Raw genomic sequence first — 19120 nt, 5'->3', positions numbered from 1 at the left:
CAATGAAAAATGAGAGATAAAAACAAAGAAGGATAAATTTTGCCTGTCATCTACTTTCTTTTGGCTCTGTTACCATTCCTATTTTTTCTATTCCAGCAGCTTTAATTTCTCCCATAACTTCAGCTACAAGACCATAAGGAACATCTTTGTCAGCCTTTAAAAGTACAGCAGTATTGCTTTCTCTGTATGAATTGAGTATTGAGGGCAGATCATCTTTATTGATTATCTTATCATTTAAAAATATTTTGCCTTCTTTAGTAATGACAATGCTTATTTTTTCAGTTTCTTCAAGGCTTTTTCCTTTTGCTTTTGGAAGATTCACATCAATTCCTTGTTTTAAAAGTGGAGCTGTAACCATAAAAATTATGAGCAATACAAGCATTACATCAACTAAAGGAGTGACATTAATGTCTGCTATTGATGATCTTCTGCGAGGATTTAGTGCTGCCATGGGTATTTTAAGAGGGTTTCAGAAAAGTCATTGACTTCATTAATTATTTTATTTGCCTGAGAGGTAAAGTAATTGTAAGCAATCACTGCAGGAATTGCTGCAAAGAGACCAGCAGCTGTTGTAACCAGTGCCTCTGCAATACCTGGTGCAACAGTGGCAATTGAAGCTGAACCTTTCATACCTATATGTCTGAAAGCATCCATAATTCCCCAGACTGTTCCAAAAAGTCCTATAAATGGAGTTGTAGAGCCTGTTGTTGCAAGAAAGCCAAGATAACTTTCTACTTTATTTGCCTCCTCAGAAGAGTACTTTCTTACAATTGCTTCAAGGTTTGTCGGATTTTTTCCCTGAATTTCAGAAAAAACTTCTCTGTAAAGACTGGCAATAGGGCTTAATTCAAATCTTTTAGCAACTGCGAAAAGCTCCTTTGTTCCATTGGAATTTAAAAAAGCATCAAAAAATTTCTGGTTTTCTTTTTTCATGTTTTTGAAAATCTTCCATTTGTAAAATATGATAGCCCAGGAAAAAATTGAAAAGAAAAGAAGAATAAGCAAAACAGCTTTAGCAACAACTCCTGTTTGTCTTATGAGATCAATAACTGTAGTTTCCATAAAAAAAATATTAGAACAATACAGATGTAAAAGTCAAATTTTTTCTCATTCAGGTTCAAACAGTTGCGGCTGTGCACAATAAAAAAGGCGGGCAGATGCCCGCCTCTATGACGAACACGGTGCGTTTCTTTTAGTTGTTAGAAGTTGAGCTGGATGCCATGTCTTACTGCCCAGGCATCATCAGCATCTTTGCCATTTGGAAGCTTGTATGCATCGCCTGGCCAGAAGTATCCAGCCTCAACCCAGTACTTAAGACCCTTGTCAATCTGGTAAGTTACAACTCCATCAACTTCCCATCCAATGTCTTTATCTGGTTGTAAGGAGCCATTAATAGCAACTGCCCTATGAGCTCTTAACCAGTAACCATAGAGTTTTGCATTGATGTCCTTTGTGATGTCAAAGGATCCACCAAATTTCAGATACTGGGTATTGCAGAGTCCTGTTCCTGTTGTTCCGAAGCATGCTGTAGGTGCAAGGTATTCATAAATGAATGTATAGTGCTGCTCTGGACCAAGTGCTGTAATGAATGATTCGTCCTTGTTGAGTGTGTTCTGTTTGTTACCACTACCAATTGCATACTCTAAGGTAAGTGTTAATGGAATTGGTTTGAATTTGTAGTCAAGCCCTGCTAATGCAGCCCAGCCACGAAGTTTGATATCTGGATTGGTATCTCTAATTTTTCCAGTCTGGAATTCAACATCTGCTCTGAAGTTAAGCCCTGTTCCTGCAATGTCATCAGCATTACCTCTTAAACCAAAGTTCCAGAGGTGAATATCTAGGAATGGGCCAGGTCCTCCAATAGTTCCAAAATTCTGGTGATCAACATAGGTTACATCTGCACTCAAGCCAAATCCTTTACCTGCATATGCAGCAAGAATTCCGTATGCTGTTGCATCATCATTGAGTGCGATATTACCTTCAGAAAACTTAATTGTATGAGCAGCAATTGTGAGCTCTTTTAATGGCTGAACAAACACTAAGATTGCATCATCACCATAGTAGGTGTGATCAAAGAAGAGTCCGTAACCAAGCTTGATGAGCTGCTTTCCAACTTTAAATCCTGCTGGAACACCAAGAAGCCCTGTTCCCTGATACTGAATCCATGCCTGACGGATGTAAAGATTGCTCTCATTATGCCAGTTACCAACTGGATAGGTACCTCTTGGACCTCGGGTACCAGAACCCCAGTATACATTTTCAGAGCTATTATTAGTAGCAGTTCTATTACTTTCAACTTCCACATATCCAGTTGTATTAGGAGATACCTTTGCCTCAAGATTGAGCCTTACACGGTAGTCGTAGTAGGATTGTGAGTCAGGATAAGTATCCTTTTCTTCCACATCCAAATTCTTTCCATATAATCCTCTAAAACGGAGTTCGCCACCGAGTGTTATCTGGGTTTTACCTTTTGCGATTACTGCTGTTGTGTCTGAGGGGATTTCTGCTGGTGCTGCATAACTCAATGCAGCTAAACCTAAGAGAAGAACCAATGCAGCTAAAATACTTGCATATTTTTTCACTTCCTAACCTCCATCGGTTAGTTCAGTTACACCGCCAAGGGCGGTGGTACAGCTAAAAAAACTCCGAGCAGTGAACTGCTTCGGAAAAGCTTACTGGGAATTACCCCACGCACCGTGTTCGCCTATCACCTCCTTTTTTTGCGTTTTTTAAAAAGTTTAACATACTTTTTTTTAGTTGTCAAGTATTTTTAATTCCTTAATAATATAAGCAAATTCTCTGCCAGAGGAAGATGGTTTTATTTTCTGTTTTTGTGTTTTTATGGTGTGTCTCTATGAATACAGTTTGTGGAAAAAAGAGGACAGATAATTTTCGTAAACTCTTGATTTACAGTAGGCGCGGAGGGGATCGAACCCACGACCTCTTCCGCGTCAAGGAAGCGCTCTCCCACTGAGCTACGCGCCTACGGATTGTTAATTATACATAATTTTCTACTGATGTTGTCAACAGTTGAACTCTTTTCAGGTTAAAACTCCATCTATCATTCTTAGTGTTCTTGTGCATTTTTGAGCAATTGCTTCATTATGAGTAACAATTATAAAGGTTGTGCCTTCTTCAGAATTAATTTTCTGAAAAAGCTCAAAAAGCTCATGGGCTGACCGTGAATCAAGATTTCCTGTAGGCTCATCAGCAAGCACCAAAGAAGGATTTTTAAATAAAGCTCTTGCCACGGCAACTCTCTGCTGTTCACCACCTGAGAGCTCACCAGGACGATGATGAGCTCGTTCTGATAATCCTAATTTTTTCAGTATTTCAAAAGCCTTTTCTTTAATAATATTTTGATTTAGCTTAATCTTGTTGTAATGCCCTGCAATTAACTCTGGCATTATAACATTTTCCAGAACATTAAACTCTGACAAAAGATAGTGAAATTGAAAGACAAAACCAATATATTTGTTACGAAATTCTGCGAGACAATCTGCTGAAAGCTTTAAAGGATTTATTTCTCTGTCAAATTTGAATAAAATCTCACCAGAGGTTGGTTTATCAAGAGTTCCAATCACATGGAGAAAAGTGCTTTTACCAACTCCGCTTGCTCCTGTTATAGCCACAATCTCACCTTGATAGGCTATAAAATCAATCCCTTTCAATACTTCTATTGAACCAGCCTTTGTCCAGTAAGTTTTTTTAAGGTTTTTTGTCCTCAGTATCTCTTTCACGGAAGGGTTTCCCGAGTTCATTTATTTTTTTCATTATATCCTGGTGAATCCTATCTGCTTTGTCTGCAGCATAGTGAAATCCTTTTTTAACAATTCCTGTTGTCTTATCACCAAGTTGTCTAATTTTTTCTCCATCAAAAAACACTGCAACAATAAGAAAAATAATAAATACAATTATACTCAGGCATCCAATGTTTCTTATTAATCTAAACATCACTCATACCTGAGAATCTCAACAGGATTTATTTTTGATGCTCTGTGAGCAGGATAAACAGTTGAAATAAGGCTGATAAATAAAGCACATGCACATATCACCATAACATCAAAAATCTTAATTTTAACTGGCAGCTTACTCAAATAGTAAACATCTGCTGGAAGTTTTACAATTTCATAGGATTTAACAATCTCACATAGAAAAATTCCTCCTGTTAATCCTATAAAAGTTCCAATTAAACCAATAATAAGCCCCTGACATACGAAAATCCATTTTATAAAACTGTCTGTTGCGCCCATTGATTTAAGTATAGCAATTTCTCTCTGCTTTTCAGTAACATTTATCATTAACATACTTATTATGTTAAAGGATGCCACGAGCACAATCAATATAAGAATAAGAAACATTGTGAATTTTTCAAGTTTAAGAGCAGAAAAGAGGTTTCTGTTCATTTGCATCCAGTCCTTGCAATAAAACTCTCCATCAAGTTCACGAGCAAGTCTCTGACAGATTTTATCTGCCTTATAGACATCTTTAAGCTTGAGTTGAATACCTGTTACTTTATCTCCATATTCAAAAAAGTCTTGAGCTATACTTAGGTCTGTTATTGCAAGATTCATATCATACTCATACATTCCTATTTCAAAAATTCCTGTAACAATAAACTTTTTGACCTTTGGAATTATACCCAATGGACCAATTGAACCCATTGGAGATATTATTGTGATTGTGTCTCCAGGAAGCACTCCAAGAAGATTTGCCAGTTCTTTGCCAATTATTATCCATGGCAGATCTGTATGATTTTGATATTTATATTTCACATGTTTAAAAACCTCCGTAGTTTTCATATCATAATCTGGAATAATTCCTCTAAGATAAACTCCATGAGCTCTTTTACCGGAGGAAATAAGAACCTGTCCCATTACAAAAGGGGAGTATGCTTCAATTTCCTGTTTTTTTGATAAAAAATCCATAACAGCTCTGTAATTCTCTATTCCTCCAGAATAATTTAAAACAACAGCATGTGCCTGTGTGCCAAGAATTTTTTTCTGTAAATCCTCGTGAAATCCACTTATTACAGAAATAACAACAATCAGAGCCATAACTCCCAGGGCAACTCCGCTTATGGAAATTATAGTGCCAAAGGAAAAACCTCTTTTTTTACTTTTTAAATACCTTAAAGCAATATAAAAAGGAAGTTTCATTTTTCAGGTCTTAAAAGAGGAAACAGTATAACATCTCTTATTGAGTGACTGTCAGTTAAAATCATCACAAGCCTATCTATTCCAATACCTTCTCCTGCTGCTGGAGGCATACCAATTTCAAGGGCTCTCACAAAATCCTCATCCATCTCAGGCACTTCTTCATCTCCTTTAAGTCTTTCTTCAAGCTGACGGAGAAATCTTTCTTTCTGATCAATGGGGTCATTAAGCTCAGAAAAGGCATTTGCAATTTCTCTACCAGCAATGAAAAGCTCAAATCTTTCTACAAGCTCTGGATTGTCTCTTTTCCTTTTTGCTAAAGGAGAAAGCTCAACAGGATAATCAATAATAAATGTTGGCTGAATAAGTTCAGGCTCTACAACTTCTTTAAATATCTCGTCAAGAACCTTGCTTAGAGAGCTTCCCTCAGGAATTTCTATGCCTTTGTCCTTTGCCCATTTTAAAGCAAAGTCCATGTTTTTTAATGTCTCCTCTGGCACACCTTTAGTCTTCAGGGCATCATACATGGTAATTTTTTTAAAGGGTGGAGTGAAATCAATTGTGTAATCTCCGTATTTTACCTGAAGACTTCCGAAGATTTTTTCAACAATGTAAACTAATAGCTTTTCTGTAAAATCCATAAGCCAGTTATAGTCTTTGTAAGCTACATAAAACTCTACCATTGTGAATTCAGGATTATGCTTCGTTGATATTCCTTCATTTCTAAAATTCTTACCTATTTCAAAAACTCTTTCAAATCCGCCCACAAGAAGCCTTTTCAGATAAAGCTCAGGTGCAATTCTTAAGTAAAGCTCCATGTCAAGAGCTTCATGATAAGTTTTAAATGGCTTTGCTCTCGCACCTCCTGCAATTGTATGCATCACAGGTGTTTCAACTTCAAGGAATCCTTCATTTTCAAGAAACTCTCTCAAATACTTAATAATTTGCTGCCTCTTTATAAAAGTTTCCTTTACCGACGGATTTACAATAAGGTCAACATATCTCTGCCTGTATCTTGCCTCAATATCTTTGAGTCCATGCCATTTTTCTGGAAGAGGCCTAAGGGATTTACTTAAAAAAACAAATTCCTGCACTTCTATAGTTAACTCATTTGTTTTTGTTCTAAAAAGTCTTCCTTCAACACCGACAATATCGCCGATATCAAGATTCTTAATTAAAGAAAATTTTTCTCCTAAGACATCTTTTCTAAGATAAATTTGAATTCTTCCCTTTGAATCCTGTATATGGGCAAAGGCTGCTTTACCAAAATCTCTTAAAAGAATTATTCTTCCAGCAGCTGAGGCTTTTATGTTTTCCTGTTCCAGTTTTTCTTTATCAAGATTCCCAAATTTTATAAAAATTTCTTCAGTGCTGTATTCAGGATTAAAAACTCCATTGTAAGGTTCAATACCAAGACTTCTCAGTGTTTCAAGTTTTTTAATTCTCTGCTGGATAAGCTCAGATAAAGGTGTTTCCTGCATATTCCTGATTTAACCCCCTTGATTTATTGAAACTGTTAAAAACTTGCAAGTTCTTGAAAATCAAGAACTTGCAGTCTTCCCAAACCTCTTATTTTAAAGTCTTCATAAAATCTTTAATTAAAAAATCGGGGCGAGCCGATTTGAACGGCCGACCACTCGCACCCCAAGCGAGTGCGCTAACCAGGCTGCGCTACGCCCCGATTCAGGAAAGCATTCTCAAAATCTCTTTAAGTTTAATTTTTACTTTATTTAATATATCTTGTTTTGTTAGCGTTTCATTTGAAGCTTGGCGATACATTTTTCCTAATTTCTGTCTCACTCCCTCTACTGTAAATCTCTCTTCATAAAGCATCTTTTTTATTAAAAAAAGCATTTCTATCTCTTTTTTAGTATACAATCTTTGCCCTGTCTTTGTCTTTTTAGGCTTTAAAAAAGGGAATTCTGTTTCCCAGTATCTTAAAACATAAGGCTCAACTCCAACAATTCTGCTTGTTTCTCCAATTTTATAAAAAAATTTAAAAGGTAGTTGTCTTTGTACTGGTTCTCCCATTTCAGTTCATATTTTGCTGGATCCTTTGCTTCAGCTGTTCACTTGGTCTGAAAGTAACCACCTTTCTTGACTTAATTTCCACAGTCTGCATGGTTTTCGGATTTCTACCTATTCTACTTCCCTTTCGTCTTACTGTAAAAACTCCAAAGCCTGAGATTTTAACTACTTCTTCTTCCTTTAAAGCCTCTTTTATTGTTTCAAAAACTGTTTCCACAATTTTCTGTATCTCAGTTTTCGGTAATCCTACTCTTTCGAATATAAAATTAATAAGATCCGCCTTCGTCATCAAATCCTCCTTAGCTCAGAAATTCAGTTTATTGAATTTTATCCTATTTTATTGCGATGTTGTCAAGTTAAAGGAATTTTCTGAAATTGCCTTCAGGATTAAGCTTGATAGGGGGGGGGGTAGGAGGAGCCTCTTCGCTTACGCTTAGAGTTAGCCACTGAACTTTACAACAAAAATTTTTTTTGATATAATTTTGTCACCATGCATTCAAAGATTTTTGTAGATGTTCCGGTTAGAGTCAAGTATGCAGATACAGATAATTTTGGGATTGTTTATTACGGAAACTATGCAATATTCTTTGAAAAGGCAAGAACAGAATACTTAAGAAAAAGAGGTTTTACTTATAAAGAATTAGAAAACAAAGGTTATCACCTTCCGGTTGTTGAATTCCATGTTAAATATTATAAGCCTGCAAGATATGATGATTTATTATTTATAAAAACCTCAATAAAGAGTTTAAAATCAAGAGGAATTGTGTTTCATTATGAAGTTTTAAAAGAAGGGGAGAAAATTGCCGAAGGTTTTACATATCACATATGTGTCAACAATGAAAACAAACCAGTTACTCTGCCCCATTCCTTTGTAAAAATTCTAAAAAATTTTGAATAAATATGAAACGAAGAATTGTCATAACAGCAATGAATCTTATTACTCCATTGGGGATTGGTTTAGATGTATGCTGGAACAGATTAATCAATGGAGAATCTGGAATTGACAGAATTACACTTTTTAATCCTGAAAATCATAAATGTCAGATTGCTGGAGAGTGTAAGGAGTTCCACGCTGAAGAATTTCTTGATAAAAAGATATTATCTCGCTATGATAGAATGTTTCATTTCTTCATTTCCGTCGCTTTATTGACAGCTGAAACATCAGGCTTTAAAACTAAATCAATTAAAGATCCCTTCAGATTTTCCATCATCGGAGCAAGCGCTATTGGTTGTCCATCCTCTTTTGAACAGAATTATGAAATGTTAATATCGAAAGGACCAAAAAAAGTATCTCCTTTTTGCATTATAAACTTAGCTGGTAATCCTGTAGCAGGACAAGTAGCAAGAATTTTCAATGCCAGAGGTCCACAGTATTTTCTTCAAGAGGCTTGTGCTGCAGGAACAAAAGCAATAGGTCTGGCTATGAAATTAATTCAGATGGAAATAATTGATATTGCAATGGTCATAGGAGCTGATGCAGGTATAACACCAACAATTATTGCAAGCCTTGACAATATTGGGGCAATTGCTACTGACAAAGCAAACACTCAACCTAAAAAAGCATCAAGGCCATTTGACAGGTTAAGATGCGGATTTGTTCCTTCAGAAGGAGCTGGCTGTGTAATTATAGAAGCTTATGAACATGCCCTAAAAAGAGGAGCAACTCCTCTGGTTGAAATTGCTGGATTTGGTGCAACCTGCGATGCCTATCATCCCACTGCACCAGAGCCTGAAGCTTTAAGCATTGTTGAATGTATGAGAAAGGCTTTACAAGATGCAAGAGTCTCACCAGAGGAGATTGATTATATTAATGCTCATGGTACTTCCACTGTTTTAAATGATTTAACTGAAACAATAGCAATAAAGAGTTTTTTCAAAGAGCATGCCTACAGAATTCCTATATCATCAAATAAATCAATGATTGGTCATATGTGGGGTGCTGCAGGTATAGTAGAAACAATTTTTTCTGCAAAAACTATCCTTGAAGGAATTATTCCTCCCACAATAAATCTTGAAAATCCTGATCCAGCCTGTGATCTTGATTATGTTGCAAATAAAGCAAGAAAAAAGAATGTAAAAATAGTTCTAAAAAATTCCTTTGGTTTTGGAGGTATTAATGCCTCCTTGGTATTAAAAAGGATTTAAAAAAATGGGAGGGAATCATGAATAGCTACAATGTAGAAAGATTTAAAGAAATTTTTGAAAGAAATTTCATTTATATTGCAGGATTTTTGAGGAGTGTTGAAAGATTTCCTGAAAAAGTAGCTCTTATTGATGCAGATACTGAAAGACAATGGACATATAGTGAGCTTAATAAAGAGGTAAATCGGTTTTCCTCAGCCTTGCTTCAAGATAAAGTAAAAAAAGGTGATAGTGTTATGTTTCAGCTTATGAATGTTCCGGAATTTGCTTTTATCTGGCTTGGGTGTCAGAAAATTGGAGCTGTAAGCAGTCCTATCAATTTCAGGTTTTCTTCAGGTGAGACTGCCTATACGATAGAGGATTGTCAACCTGTAGCATTTATCTTTGATATATCTTTAAAGGAGATGGTGAAAGAAGCAATTCAAATTTCAAAGCATAAACCGAAAAGGCTCATTTATGTAGGGGAAGGAGAATGTGATTTTGCTATACCTTATGAAGAATATGTAAAAGGAAAACCAGAATTTGAGCCGATGCAGTGCTGTCAAAATGCTTATTCTGAAGTTACAAGGCTTTATACATCAGGAACAACTGGAAGACCTAAAGGAGTTCCACTGAACAATATAAATGAAATTTTAACCGCTATTGATGTCATTATCAGCTTAGGACTTAATAAAAATGATATTATCATGAATCTTTCTCCATGGTTTCATCGTGGAGGACTTCATATTGGAGGACCTAATCCAGGGCTTTATCTTGGAGCAACAATTGTATCATTAAAAACCTTCTATACAAAACCCGCGCTGGAAGCAGTAGAAAAATACAAAATTACATTTATAATCGGTGTTCCTACTATGTATAAAGTTATGATGGAAGAACAGAAGAAGCATCCTCATAATCTACGCTCTTTAAGAGGGCTTGTCAGTATGGGTTCTCCACTTGACAAAACACTGTGCGTTGAGATGCAAAAGGTGTTTACACCAAACATATTTAATGGATACGGAACTTCTGAAACATTCTGGAACACCCTTTTAACTCCAGAGGATCTTCTTGAGATGGCAGGGACAGCAGGTCGTGCAGTATTTTGTGATGAGGTAAGAGTTGTTAAGGTTTATGAAGACAAACTCTCTGAGCCAGAGGAAATTGTTAAAAAGAATAATCAGGAAGTTGGAGAAGTCATTGTAAAGTCATTGAAATGCAGTTATGATTACTATAACAAACCTGAAGAGACAAAGAAAAAGCTTAATAAAGATTGGTTTTACACAGGTGACCTCGCAACATGGAATGAAAATGGTTATATAACAATTGTTTCAAGGAAAGATGACATGATAATTGTTGGAGGGGAAAACATTTATCCAATTCAGATTGAAGAAGTAATACAGGAGCATCCAAAGGTCATGCATTGTGCAGTGGTAGGAATTCCTGATGAGACAAGAGGACAGGCTCTGGTAGCCTATGTTGTAACAAAAGATGAAACCTTAACTCTTGATGAGCTTAAAAAATTCATATCAAAACATCCTATGCTTCCGGCATATAAAAGACCTCGTTACTGGAGATTTCTTGATGCACTTCCAATGACAGCCACTGGTAAAAAGCAACACTACAAACTCCGTGAACAAGCCATAGATGATTTAAAAAAGGGCTTACTTTTAAGATAATCAAGGAGGTGTCAAATGGGGTAATTTTTCTATTTTTAGTTTTAATATTGTCTTCGTCTTCTTTTGCTTTTGCTGTTGAAAATGAAATTGGTGCTTCAATAAGGCTTAGACAGGAAATTCTTGATAATTTTATTTACCTTGGAACAACCCGTGCAGCAGCTGATGACAGAAGCTATTTCAGACTAAGGATCCAACTCTGGGACAATGTTAAGTTTAATAAAGAAATTTCGCTTTATGCAAGATTGGCAACAGAGCCAAGATATCATGTGGCAGGTCCTTATAGAGTTACTCTTGATAATGAAAGAAATCTAAAAAGACTTGATCAAGATGAAATTTTTATTGACAATCTTTATTTAGATTTTAAAAAACCCTTTGATTTACCTGTAAATTTAAGAATTGGAAGACAGGACTTTCTCGGTAAAGACATGTATGGAGAGGGATTTATAATTTTTGATGGAACTCCGGCTGATGGTTCAAGAAGTTTTTATGTCAATGCTGTTAAACTTCAACTTATTATTGTAGAAAACCATACAATTGACTTTGTTTATATATCAAATCCAAGGACTGATATTTATCTGCCAAGTCTTCATCCTTCTGTATACGACACAGAAAAAGAAACAAGCAGACTTTATATAAATCATAAAAAAAGACTCACTGCCTCTCATGAACAGGGTTTTTTAATTTATGGAAGAAATAAACTTTCTCAAAAACTTATGTTGGAGCCCTATTATCTTTACAAAACAGAGGATCAATGGGCTACCAATCCTCAACTTAATTTTCATACTTTTGGAATGAGAGCAGTTTTAAAAATAAACGAAGAATGGTCTTTAAGAGGAGAACTTGCTCGTCAGATTGGTAAATACTCTGATGGAAGAGGTAAAACAGGTATTGGAGGATATGTATTTTTAACAAAAGCTTTCCCTCAAATAAAACTTTCACCAAAAATTGAAATAGGCTTTGTTTATCTTTCTGGAGACAATAGAAACACCGGGAAAGACGAAGCATGGAATCCACCTTTTTCAAGGGGGGCCTTTACAAATGAACTTTTTGCATATATAGTTATTCCAGAGACTGTGTTAAAAGGTGGTCCGATTCCCGGATACTGGACAAATTTAAGGGAAATTGTGACAAAATTATCTTTAAATCTTTCAAAAAATGCTAATCTTTGTTTCTCTTATCAACATCTCTGGTCAGATAAAAAGACAAACTTCACTGCAACACCTCTTAATCAGATGTTTTCTAATGATGGTTATGACAGGGGTCATATGTTAACTTTTCTTGGGATATATCAGTTTACGAAAAATGTTGACGGACTGTTGCAGTTTGAATATTTTATCCCTGAAGACTTTTATACATCAAAAGCAAAGAATGCCACATTTATAAGATGGCAAATTCAGTATAAGCTTTAAAGGGAGTTTTAATATGAAGATCGATGTTACTACATTATATGGAAGAAGAGCAATTAATAGATGGAAAAGAATTTCTGTTGGTGATGTACTTGAAAGAGTTACATGGTCATTTCCTGAAAAAGAAGCTCTGGTAGGGGAAAAAGCAACAGAAAAAGAACTAATCTCTTTTTGTAGAGGAAAGCTTGCTTTTTATGAAATTCCTAAAGCTATAATTTTTATAGAAAGTCTTTCAAAAACAGTAGGTGGAAAGATTTAGAAATATAAATTAAAAGAGGAGTATAAAAATCTTTTATATGATTCCAAGCCTGTTTAAAGGCCTGTGCCCTAACTGCGGTGGTGAGATAAATTCTCAAAGACTGCAAAAGGGCATTCCCTGCGAAAAATGCCTTCCTCAACAGGATGCTGATCCCTGTAAATTTATAAAAGCAGGAAATTACAAAGAAATTTGTCGAATCAATGAAGATGTTCAAAAATGGGAAAAACACTTTGAAAATCATTTAAAATTAAAACCCTGGAGTCTTCAGAAAACATGGGCAAAAAGAGTTTTTTCAGGCATTTCTTTTGCTCTTTTAGCACCAACAGGAGTTGGTAAAACTTCATTTGGAATCTCCGTGGCATCATATCTTGCAAAAGAAAATAAAAAGTCATACATTATTGTGCCAACAAAGCTTCTTGTTGAACAGGTCTGTGAGCGTTTAAAAGATTTTGGGCTTAAAGATGAAATTCTTGCTTTTAATGAAATAACTGCAAAACTTAAGGAAAGATTAAAAAAAGAGAATTTCAAGGTTCTCGTTACCACATCAATGTTTCTGTATAAAAATCAGGAAATACTTCCCAGAAACTTTAGTTTTATTTTTGTTGACGATGTTGATTCCTTCTTAAAAACAGCGAAAAATGTTGACAAAGTTCTCCATTTGCTCGGATTTTGTCAATCTGACATTGCAAAAGCTTTTGAACTTATTTTGCTTAAAGCAAAGGCTAAAAAAACTGATACTGACTGGGAAAAACTCAAGGAAATTCAGAAGGAGCTTGATAATGTAAAAAATTATAAAAAAGGCGTGCTTGTAATATCTTCTGCCACCACTCAACCTCGTTCCAATAGAGTAAAACTTTTTCGTGAACTTCTGGGATTTGAAGTTGGCACTCCTACATTTTATTTAAGAAATGTTGTTGATGCCTTTACTGAAGAAGGTTCTTTAGTTGAATGGATTAAAAAACTTGGCAAAGGAGGATTGGTTTTTCTTTCCTCAGACAAAGGCAGAGAAGCAATAGATGAAATTATGCATGAACTTAAGAAAAATGGGATAAAAGCTGCATCCTATGAAACATTAAATAATACAACGATATCTCGTTTTGAAAAAGGTAAAATAGATGTTCTTGTTGGCATAGCCTCTTATAAAAATCCCTTAGCTCGCGGATTTGATATGCCCCATGTTGTCAGATATGCTCTTTTTTACGGAGTTCCCAAAATTGTTATCTCTTTAAAATTTGAATCAAATCTGAATCATCTCTTATGGGCAGTATCTTCAATTCGTTCTTTTATTGTTAAAAAACTTCCTGAATACACACAGAAAATAAACAGCTGGATCAGTCAACTGAGAAAATATCAACACCTAAATTTTGTTGAAGTTAAACCATCTTTAAAACAAAAAATAGAAAATCTGACTGAGGAAATTGGTAAATTTTTATCATCAAAAGAAGTTCTGGATTTACTAAACTCCTCTGATGAGATAACACTTAAATTCACTAAAGAAGGTTATTTTATGACAGTATCTGATGCTACAGGGTATCTGCAGGCAAGCGGAAGAACTTCACGGATGTATGCTGGTGGAATAACAAAGGGACTTTCTCTGATCCTGGTAGATGACAGAGCCACATTCAAACATCTTGCCAAAAAAGTAAGATGGTTCAATGATGAAATAAAGTTTTTATCCGTTTCAGAGATAGATTTAGATAGCACATTAAAAGAAATTGATGAAGACAGGATAAAAATTAAAGAATTTTTAAACCACAGAAAATTTCAACCCAGCACAGATCTTCTTAAACCTGTTTTAATAATCGTGGAGTCCCCCAATAAAGCAAAAACTATTGCAAACTTTTTTGGCAAACCTGTAAGAAGAAAAGTTTTTGACCACGACATTTTTGAAACATCTATTGAAGATAGGTACATAATGATAACATCTTCCTATGGACACATCCTTGATCTGGTAAAAAATGAAGCTTTTTATGGAGTTCTGGTAGACAAAGAAATTGTTCCAATTTATGAAGCTATTGAAGGTAAAGAACCAATTATCAAAAGCATAAGAAAAATAGCCATAGAAGCAGAACAAATTCTTATTGCTACTGATCCTGATACAGAAGGAGAAAAAATTAGCTGGGATATTCATGAGATTTTAAAACCTTATGTTAGCGATATAAAAAGAATGGAATTTCACGAAGTTACAAAAAAAGCAATAATTAGAGCATTAAAAGAACCAAGAGATTTTAACTTAAATCTCGTTAAAGCTCAAGTTGTCCGAAGAATTGCTGACAGATGGGTTGGTTTTGAGTTTTCTCAGCTGCTTCAAAAAAATTTTGGAAAACAAACACTTTCAGCAGGAAGAGTTCAAACTCCTGTTTTAGGATGGATAATTGACAGAGAAAAAAATTACAGGGAAAAAATTTATAAGGTTTTGTTTTTCATAGAAAGAAATAATAAAAAACTGCGAGTCAGTTTTGACTTTGAGGATAAACAAGAAGCTATAAATTTTTTTAACAGTATAAAAGAAGTTCAGATTGAAATTGTTTCAGAAGAAGAAAAAATAGAGCTACCACAAACTCCTTACAGAACTGATACAATGCTTAAAGATGCAGGAGATTTTTATAAATTTTCTCTGCCAAAAACAATGCAGCTTGCTCAAACTCTTTTTGAACTTGGATTTATAACCTATCACAGGACAGATTCTCAAAGAGTTTCTGATGCTGGAATTAATGTAGCAAAAGAATTCATAAAAGAGGAATTTGGATTGGAATATTTTTCCCCGAGAAACTGGGCTGAAGGAGGAGCTCATGAATGCATTAGGCCTACAAAATCCATTGAACCAGAGGAATTAAACTCAATGCTTATAACTGGCCAAATTGAAGGTCTCAGTAAGGAACATCTTCTTCTTTATGAAATGATTTTTAAGAGATTTATTGCAAGTCAGATGAAGCCAGTTAAATCTAAATACAGTGAAATGCTGATTAAGGCATTGAATAAAGAACAGAAAATAAATTTGCGAACTGAAATAATTGAAGATGGCTGGAACAGAATTTTAAAAATTGAAACCTATCCAGAAATCAAAGGTATTTTCAATGTAGAAAATACAAAACAGTTTAAACAGCAACCAAAAGTTTATCCTTACACTTACAGCGAACTTGTAGCAAAAATGAAGGAAAAAGGAATTGGAAGACCTTCAACTTATGCAAGTATTGTTGAAAAGCTCGTTGAGAGAAAATATGTTATTGACTCTAAAGGATTTCTTATCCCTACAGAGCTTGGCAAAGCAGTGTATTCTTACTTAAATAATAGAGAAAAAATAAAAAATTTTGTTTCCGAAGATTTTACACAGCAGCTTGAAGCCTTTATGGATAAAGTTGAAGAAGGTATGATTGATTATAAAACAATACTTTATGATTTATACAGGCAGATTATAAGAACAAGAACTCATTAAAAATTTTTTTCATTTTCCTATTTCTTGAATTAAAATATCTTTTAAAATTTTTGCTACATTTAAAACTCTTTCACTCATTGAGTTTCCGAAATTTGTATTTTCAGGTTGAATGCCAATTATGAAAATTTTAGTTTTAATTCTTGCTTTTATATATTCAATACACATTTTGAGATTAGTCTGATGGGTTGATATTTCTGGATGCTGCAAATTTTCTTCTGATAAAAAAACTACACAGCCAGGTTCATGATGCATATGTAAAGCATCAATAAAAATGATTGTATCTGGTTTATGCTGAATTATTTCTTCAATAAATCTTTCAAGCCTGTCTTCACAATCAATTAAAACAGCATTGATTTTATTTTTTAATTCTTTAACAATATATAACCCTACCGCATCATCTCCTCTTAAAGGATTACCTATTCCTGCGATGATAACTTTCCCTTTGATGTTATTTAAAAATTCATTCAATTCCAATTTGTTCAGCTACAATAGGTTTGATTTTCTTTTTTGATATCCCAACTGCCTGAGCAATTCCAAAGATAATACCCTCTGGTCTTGGAGGACATCCAGGTATATATAGATTTACAGGAATCACTTTATCAACTCCGCCAACTACATTATAGGTGTCAAACCAGATACCACCTGCTATGGCACAGGAGCCAAGAGCAATAACAATCTTTGGTTCAGGAGTTGCTTCATAAACTGATTTAACAAACTCTACAGTAGGTCTTGTTACAGGTCCTGAAATAACAAGCGCATCTGCATGACGTGGAGAACTCACTATTTTCATACCAAATCTTTCAATGTCATAGTAAGGAGTAAGAATATCAAGGAGTTCTATATCGCAACCATTACATGCTCCAGTGTTTACATGAAATATCCATATTGATTTTTTGAGTGCCTTTTGAGCTAATTTTTTAAGTAAGGACATTTTAAGCCTCCTTTAACCCGCTATTTTAATAATTCCTCTTGCTGCAATGTCAATCACAGGATAAATAATTTCTGGGTAAATTCCAAAAATTATAACCAAAATTACAAACACTGCAGTGCAAAATATCATTGAAAAAGGTATAGAACTTTTGAATAACTCGCTTTTTTCTTTTTTTTGCCAAAATATTGATATGGCAGTTTTTAAAAGAGCAATAGTGCAGACAAACTCTGATATAATTAAAATTATTGATACCCATAAAAAGCCTTCACTGGCAAGTGAAATAAATATTGTAATTGAACTTAAGAAGCTTGCAAAAAGAGGCATTCCTCCTACTGCCAGTGAACCAATGAAAAAGAATATCGTAATGGCTGGCACTTTTCCTATCAATTCTCTTATTTCCTCAATTTTTTTACTTCCAGTAGCATAAATTATTGCACCTACTGAAAAGAACAGAACTCCTTTCATAAGTGTATGATTAATAAGATGGAAAAGGCCTCCAAAGATTCCTTCATATGTTTTTAAAACTAAAGCTGATACTATAAATCCCATTTCACTTATACTTATGTATGCAATCATTTTTTTAATATCCCTTTGATTAAATGCAAGAATAGCTCCAGCCAACATACTTAATGATGCAAGTGTTATCACCAGATGCTTTATTTCTTCATAATTAAAAGACAACACTGTTACAGTTCTGAGTAATCCATAAAATCCAAGCTTTGTTACTGCACCGGCTAAGAATACTGTTACAGCTGAAGGTGATTCTGCATAGGAGTCAGGCAACCACAGATGAAATGGAATTAATCCTGCCTTTGTAAAAAATCCGACAATAAATAAAAATCCAGACAGTAAAGCTATATTTCTGGGAAGGTTCTTAATAACTTCTCCAATGTTACTTACTGTTACAAGACTCCCTGTTGAGTAAAAAAGTAAAATAATTCCGAGTAAACTGAAAAGAATGCCTACATTGACTAAAATAAAGTATTTAAAACCAGCTCTCAATGATTCCTTATTTAATTTAAAAACAATAAGATAAACTGAAAGAATGCTGCTCAACTCAAGGGCAATATAAACCAAGAAAAGATTATTCAGACTGAATGCAAGATTCATAAATGCTGCTCCGAGAATTATCATACTGTAATAAGTATGAAAATTTTCTTTTCTGTGGCTATAAACCCTGGCAATGTATTTAGGCGAATATAAAATCACCATCAGAGTCACAAACTCAACCATTAACTGCATGATTATGCTTAATCCATCGATGTAAAAGATCTGTCCATACCATAAAGCTTTTTGATCTGATAAAGCCAATGAATTCCATGATAGAGCTGTGCCCAGTAGAGACAAAATTATTGAGGAAATACAAACAAATTCTTTTAGTAATCCTCTTTTACCAAAAAAGAAAATTATTAAAGAGCCTAAAGCTGGAGCAACAAAACTTAAAGTAAATATCACATCAAGTTTCATTGTTCGTCCTCTGGGATTTTGATTCTTTGAATTTTTTAATTTCTTCTTGAACAAACACTTCATTTAACCTAACAGTAAGATAAACAAAAAACAGCACTGCAACAATAAAATTGAAAGTTAATAGAATTTCAATAAGTTTGGACATATGAGGAATCATGCTTATTATCAGGAAGTGAATGCCATTTTCAATAATGAAAAAGCTTATGATCATTTTAACCATGTCTTTTTTTGATAGAAGAAGATATAAACCATAAATAAAAAGAGTTAATCCGCAGGGAAAACTTGAAAGCACTTGATGTAATTGAGAGGTTTTGAATATTTCAATAAAATGATAACCAACAGAAAGAACAACTATTGATAAAGCTATAGAAAGAGGAAGGGATATTGATGGTTTTTCTTCTGTTTCAACTCTATTTTTCAGACACTTAAATAGAAAAACAGGCATTAAAATAGCTCTTACAAGCAAGTCAACTGTTCCTATTAGATAGAGAGATGATATTTCATTTATATATGCAATGGTAAAAACTGCGATAACAATAAAAAGACAATGAGGTATAAGGCTTAAAACTGAAATTTTCAAATTTTTGACTTCACCTGCAAGAAGAGTAAAAAATAAAATTGCTATATAGATCATTGCCAT

General features: G+C 34.3%; 19 protein-coding genes and 2 tRNA genes. 6 read left to right on the top strand and 15 right to left on the bottom strand.

Annotated features, from left to right (window positions below; all coding sequences use genetic code 11):
* Positions 1-46: 46 nt before the first annotated feature.
* The 11 genes from tolR to V4D31_RS05640 all read right to left on the bottom strand — a co-directional run bounded on the left by tolR (position 47) and on the right by V4D31_RS05640 (position 7473).
* Complete coding sequence (gene tolR / locus V4D31_RS05690) at positions 47-451, bottom strand: protein TolR (RefSeq protein WP_353685497.1); 405 nt, start codon at positions 449-451, stop codon at positions 47-49.
* Positions 439-1062 (bottom strand): protein TolQ, encoded by a 624-nt coding sequence (tolQ, locus tag V4D31_RS05685; protein WP_353685496.1) that lies wholly within the window; start codon positions 1060-1062, stop codon positions 439-441. The genes tolR and tolQ overlap by 13 nt, the downstream gene beginning before the upstream one ends.
* 137 nt (positions 1063-1199) lie before the next feature.
* A complete protein-coding gene (locus V4D31_RS05680) occupies positions 1200-2582 on the bottom strand; it encodes an alginate export family protein (RefSeq protein WP_353685495.1) in 1383 nt (460 codons plus the stop codon).
* Positions 2583-2913: 331 nt separating this feature from the next.
* Positions 2914-2985 (bottom strand) — tRNA-Val (locus V4D31_RS05675).
* A gap of 56 nt (positions 2986-3041) precedes the next feature.
* On the bottom strand, positions 3042-3740 hold the full coding sequence (locus tag V4D31_RS05670) for an ABC transporter ATP-binding protein (RefSeq protein ID WP_353685494.1): 699 nt from the start codon (positions 3738-3740) through the stop codon (positions 3042-3044).
* Positions 3709-3954: a hypothetical protein gene (locus tag V4D31_RS05665; RefSeq protein ID WP_353685493.1), complete on the bottom strand. Its 246-nt coding sequence runs from the start codon at positions 3952-3954 to the stop codon at positions 3709-3711. The genes V4D31_RS05670 and V4D31_RS05665 overlap by 32 nt, the downstream gene beginning before the upstream one ends.
* Complete coding sequence (locus tag V4D31_RS05660) at positions 3954-5159, bottom strand: lipoprotein-releasing ABC transporter permease subunit (protein ID WP_353685492.1); 1206 nt, start codon at positions 5157-5159, stop codon at positions 3954-3956. Before V4D31_RS05660 ends, V4D31_RS05665 begins: the two co-directional genes overlap by 1 nt.
* Positions 5156-6637: a lysine--tRNA ligase gene (gene lysS, locus V4D31_RS05655; RefSeq protein ID WP_353685491.1), complete on the bottom strand. Its 1482-nt coding sequence runs from the start codon at positions 6635-6637 to the stop codon at positions 5156-5158. Before lysS ends, V4D31_RS05660 begins: the two co-directional genes overlap by 4 nt.
* 125 nt (positions 6638-6762) lie before the next feature.
* Positions 6763-6837 (bottom strand) — tRNA-Pro (locus V4D31_RS05650).
* 2 nt (positions 6838-6839) lie between these two features.
* Positions 6840-7187 carry a MerR family transcriptional regulator gene (locus V4D31_RS05645; RefSeq protein WP_353685490.1) on the bottom strand — a complete coding sequence of 116 codons (348 nt, stop codon included), beginning with the start codon at positions 7185-7187 and terminating at the stop codon, positions 6840-6842.
* A 1-nt stretch (position 7188) separates the two neighbouring features.
* A complete protein-coding gene (locus tag V4D31_RS05640) occupies positions 7189-7473 on the bottom strand; it encodes an integration host factor subunit alpha (RefSeq protein ID WP_353685489.1) in 285 nt (94 codons plus the stop codon).
* 201 nt (positions 7474-7674) lie between these two features.
* On the opposite strand from V4D31_RS05640, the gene V4D31_RS05635 reads away from it, so the two are divergent.
* The 6 genes from V4D31_RS05635 to rgy are packed head-to-tail and all read left to right on the top strand — an operon-like array spanning position 7675 to position 16082.
* A complete protein-coding gene (locus V4D31_RS05635; RefSeq protein WP_353685488.1) occupies positions 7675-8082 on the top strand; it encodes a thioesterase family protein in 408 nt (135 codons plus the stop codon).
* A 2-nt stretch (positions 8083-8084) separates the two neighbouring features.
* Complete coding sequence (locus tag V4D31_RS05630) at positions 8085-9329, top strand: beta-ketoacyl-ACP synthase II (protein ID WP_353685487.1); 1245 nt, start codon at positions 8085-8087, stop codon at positions 9327-9329.
* Between the two features lie 17 nt (positions 9330-9346).
* Positions 9347-10981, top strand: a complete 1635-nt coding sequence (locus V4D31_RS05625) for a class I adenylate-forming enzyme family protein (protein WP_353685486.1) — start codon at positions 9347-9349, stop codon at positions 10979-10981.
* A gap of 8 nt (positions 10982-10989) precedes the next feature.
* Positions 10990-12390, top strand: a complete 1401-nt coding sequence (locus tag V4D31_RS05620; RefSeq protein ID WP_353685485.1) for an alginate export family protein — start codon at positions 10990-10992, stop codon at positions 12388-12390.
* 13 nt (positions 12391-12403) lie between these two features.
* Complete coding sequence (locus V4D31_RS05615) at positions 12404-12646, top strand: hypothetical protein (protein ID WP_353685484.1); 243 nt, start codon at positions 12404-12406, stop codon at positions 12644-12646.
* 37 nt (positions 12647-12683) lie between these two features.
* Entirely contained in the window at positions 12684-16082 is a 3399-nt protein-coding gene (gene rgy / locus V4D31_RS05610; RefSeq protein ID WP_353685483.1) for a reverse gyrase, read from the top strand.
* Between the two features lie 9 nt (positions 16083-16091).
* Here rgy and V4D31_RS05605 read toward each other — a convergent pair whose 3' ends face one another.
* Genes V4D31_RS05605 through V4D31_RS05590 form a run of 4 tightly spaced genes read right to left on the bottom strand, consistent with a single transcriptional unit; the run spans position 16092 to position 19120 of the window.
* The gene (locus tag V4D31_RS05605) at positions 16092-16556 is read right to left on the bottom strand and encodes a hydrogenase 3 maturation endopeptidase HyCI (RefSeq protein ID WP_353685482.1); all 465 of its coding nucleotides are present in this window, start codon (positions 16554-16556) and stop codon (positions 16092-16094) included.
* Positions 16543-17013, bottom strand: a complete 471-nt coding sequence (locus V4D31_RS05600; RefSeq protein ID WP_353685481.1) for an NADH-quinone oxidoreductase subunit B family protein — start codon at positions 17011-17013, stop codon at positions 16543-16545. The genes V4D31_RS05605 and V4D31_RS05600 overlap by 14 nt, the downstream gene beginning before the upstream one ends.
* Before the next feature lie 12 nt (positions 17014-17025).
* Positions 17026-18480 (bottom strand): proton-conducting transporter membrane subunit, encoded by a 1455-nt coding sequence (locus V4D31_RS05595; RefSeq protein ID WP_353685480.1) that lies wholly within the window; start codon positions 18478-18480, stop codon positions 17026-17028.
* Positions 18470-19120, bottom strand: a complete 651-nt coding sequence (locus V4D31_RS05590) for an NADH-quinone oxidoreductase subunit K (RefSeq protein WP_353685479.1) — start codon at positions 19118-19120, stop codon at positions 18470-18472. Before V4D31_RS05590 ends, V4D31_RS05595 begins: the two co-directional genes overlap by 11 nt.

This window comes from Thermodesulfovibrio sp. 3462-1, assembly GCF_040451425.1.
Lineage (GTDB): Bacteria > Nitrospirota > Thermodesulfovibrionia > Thermodesulfovibrionales > Thermodesulfovibrionaceae > Thermodesulfovibrio > Thermodesulfovibrio obliviosus.
The sequence above is the reverse complement of the archived record's forward strand: the minus strand, read 5'-3'. Positions and strand labels throughout refer to the sequence as shown.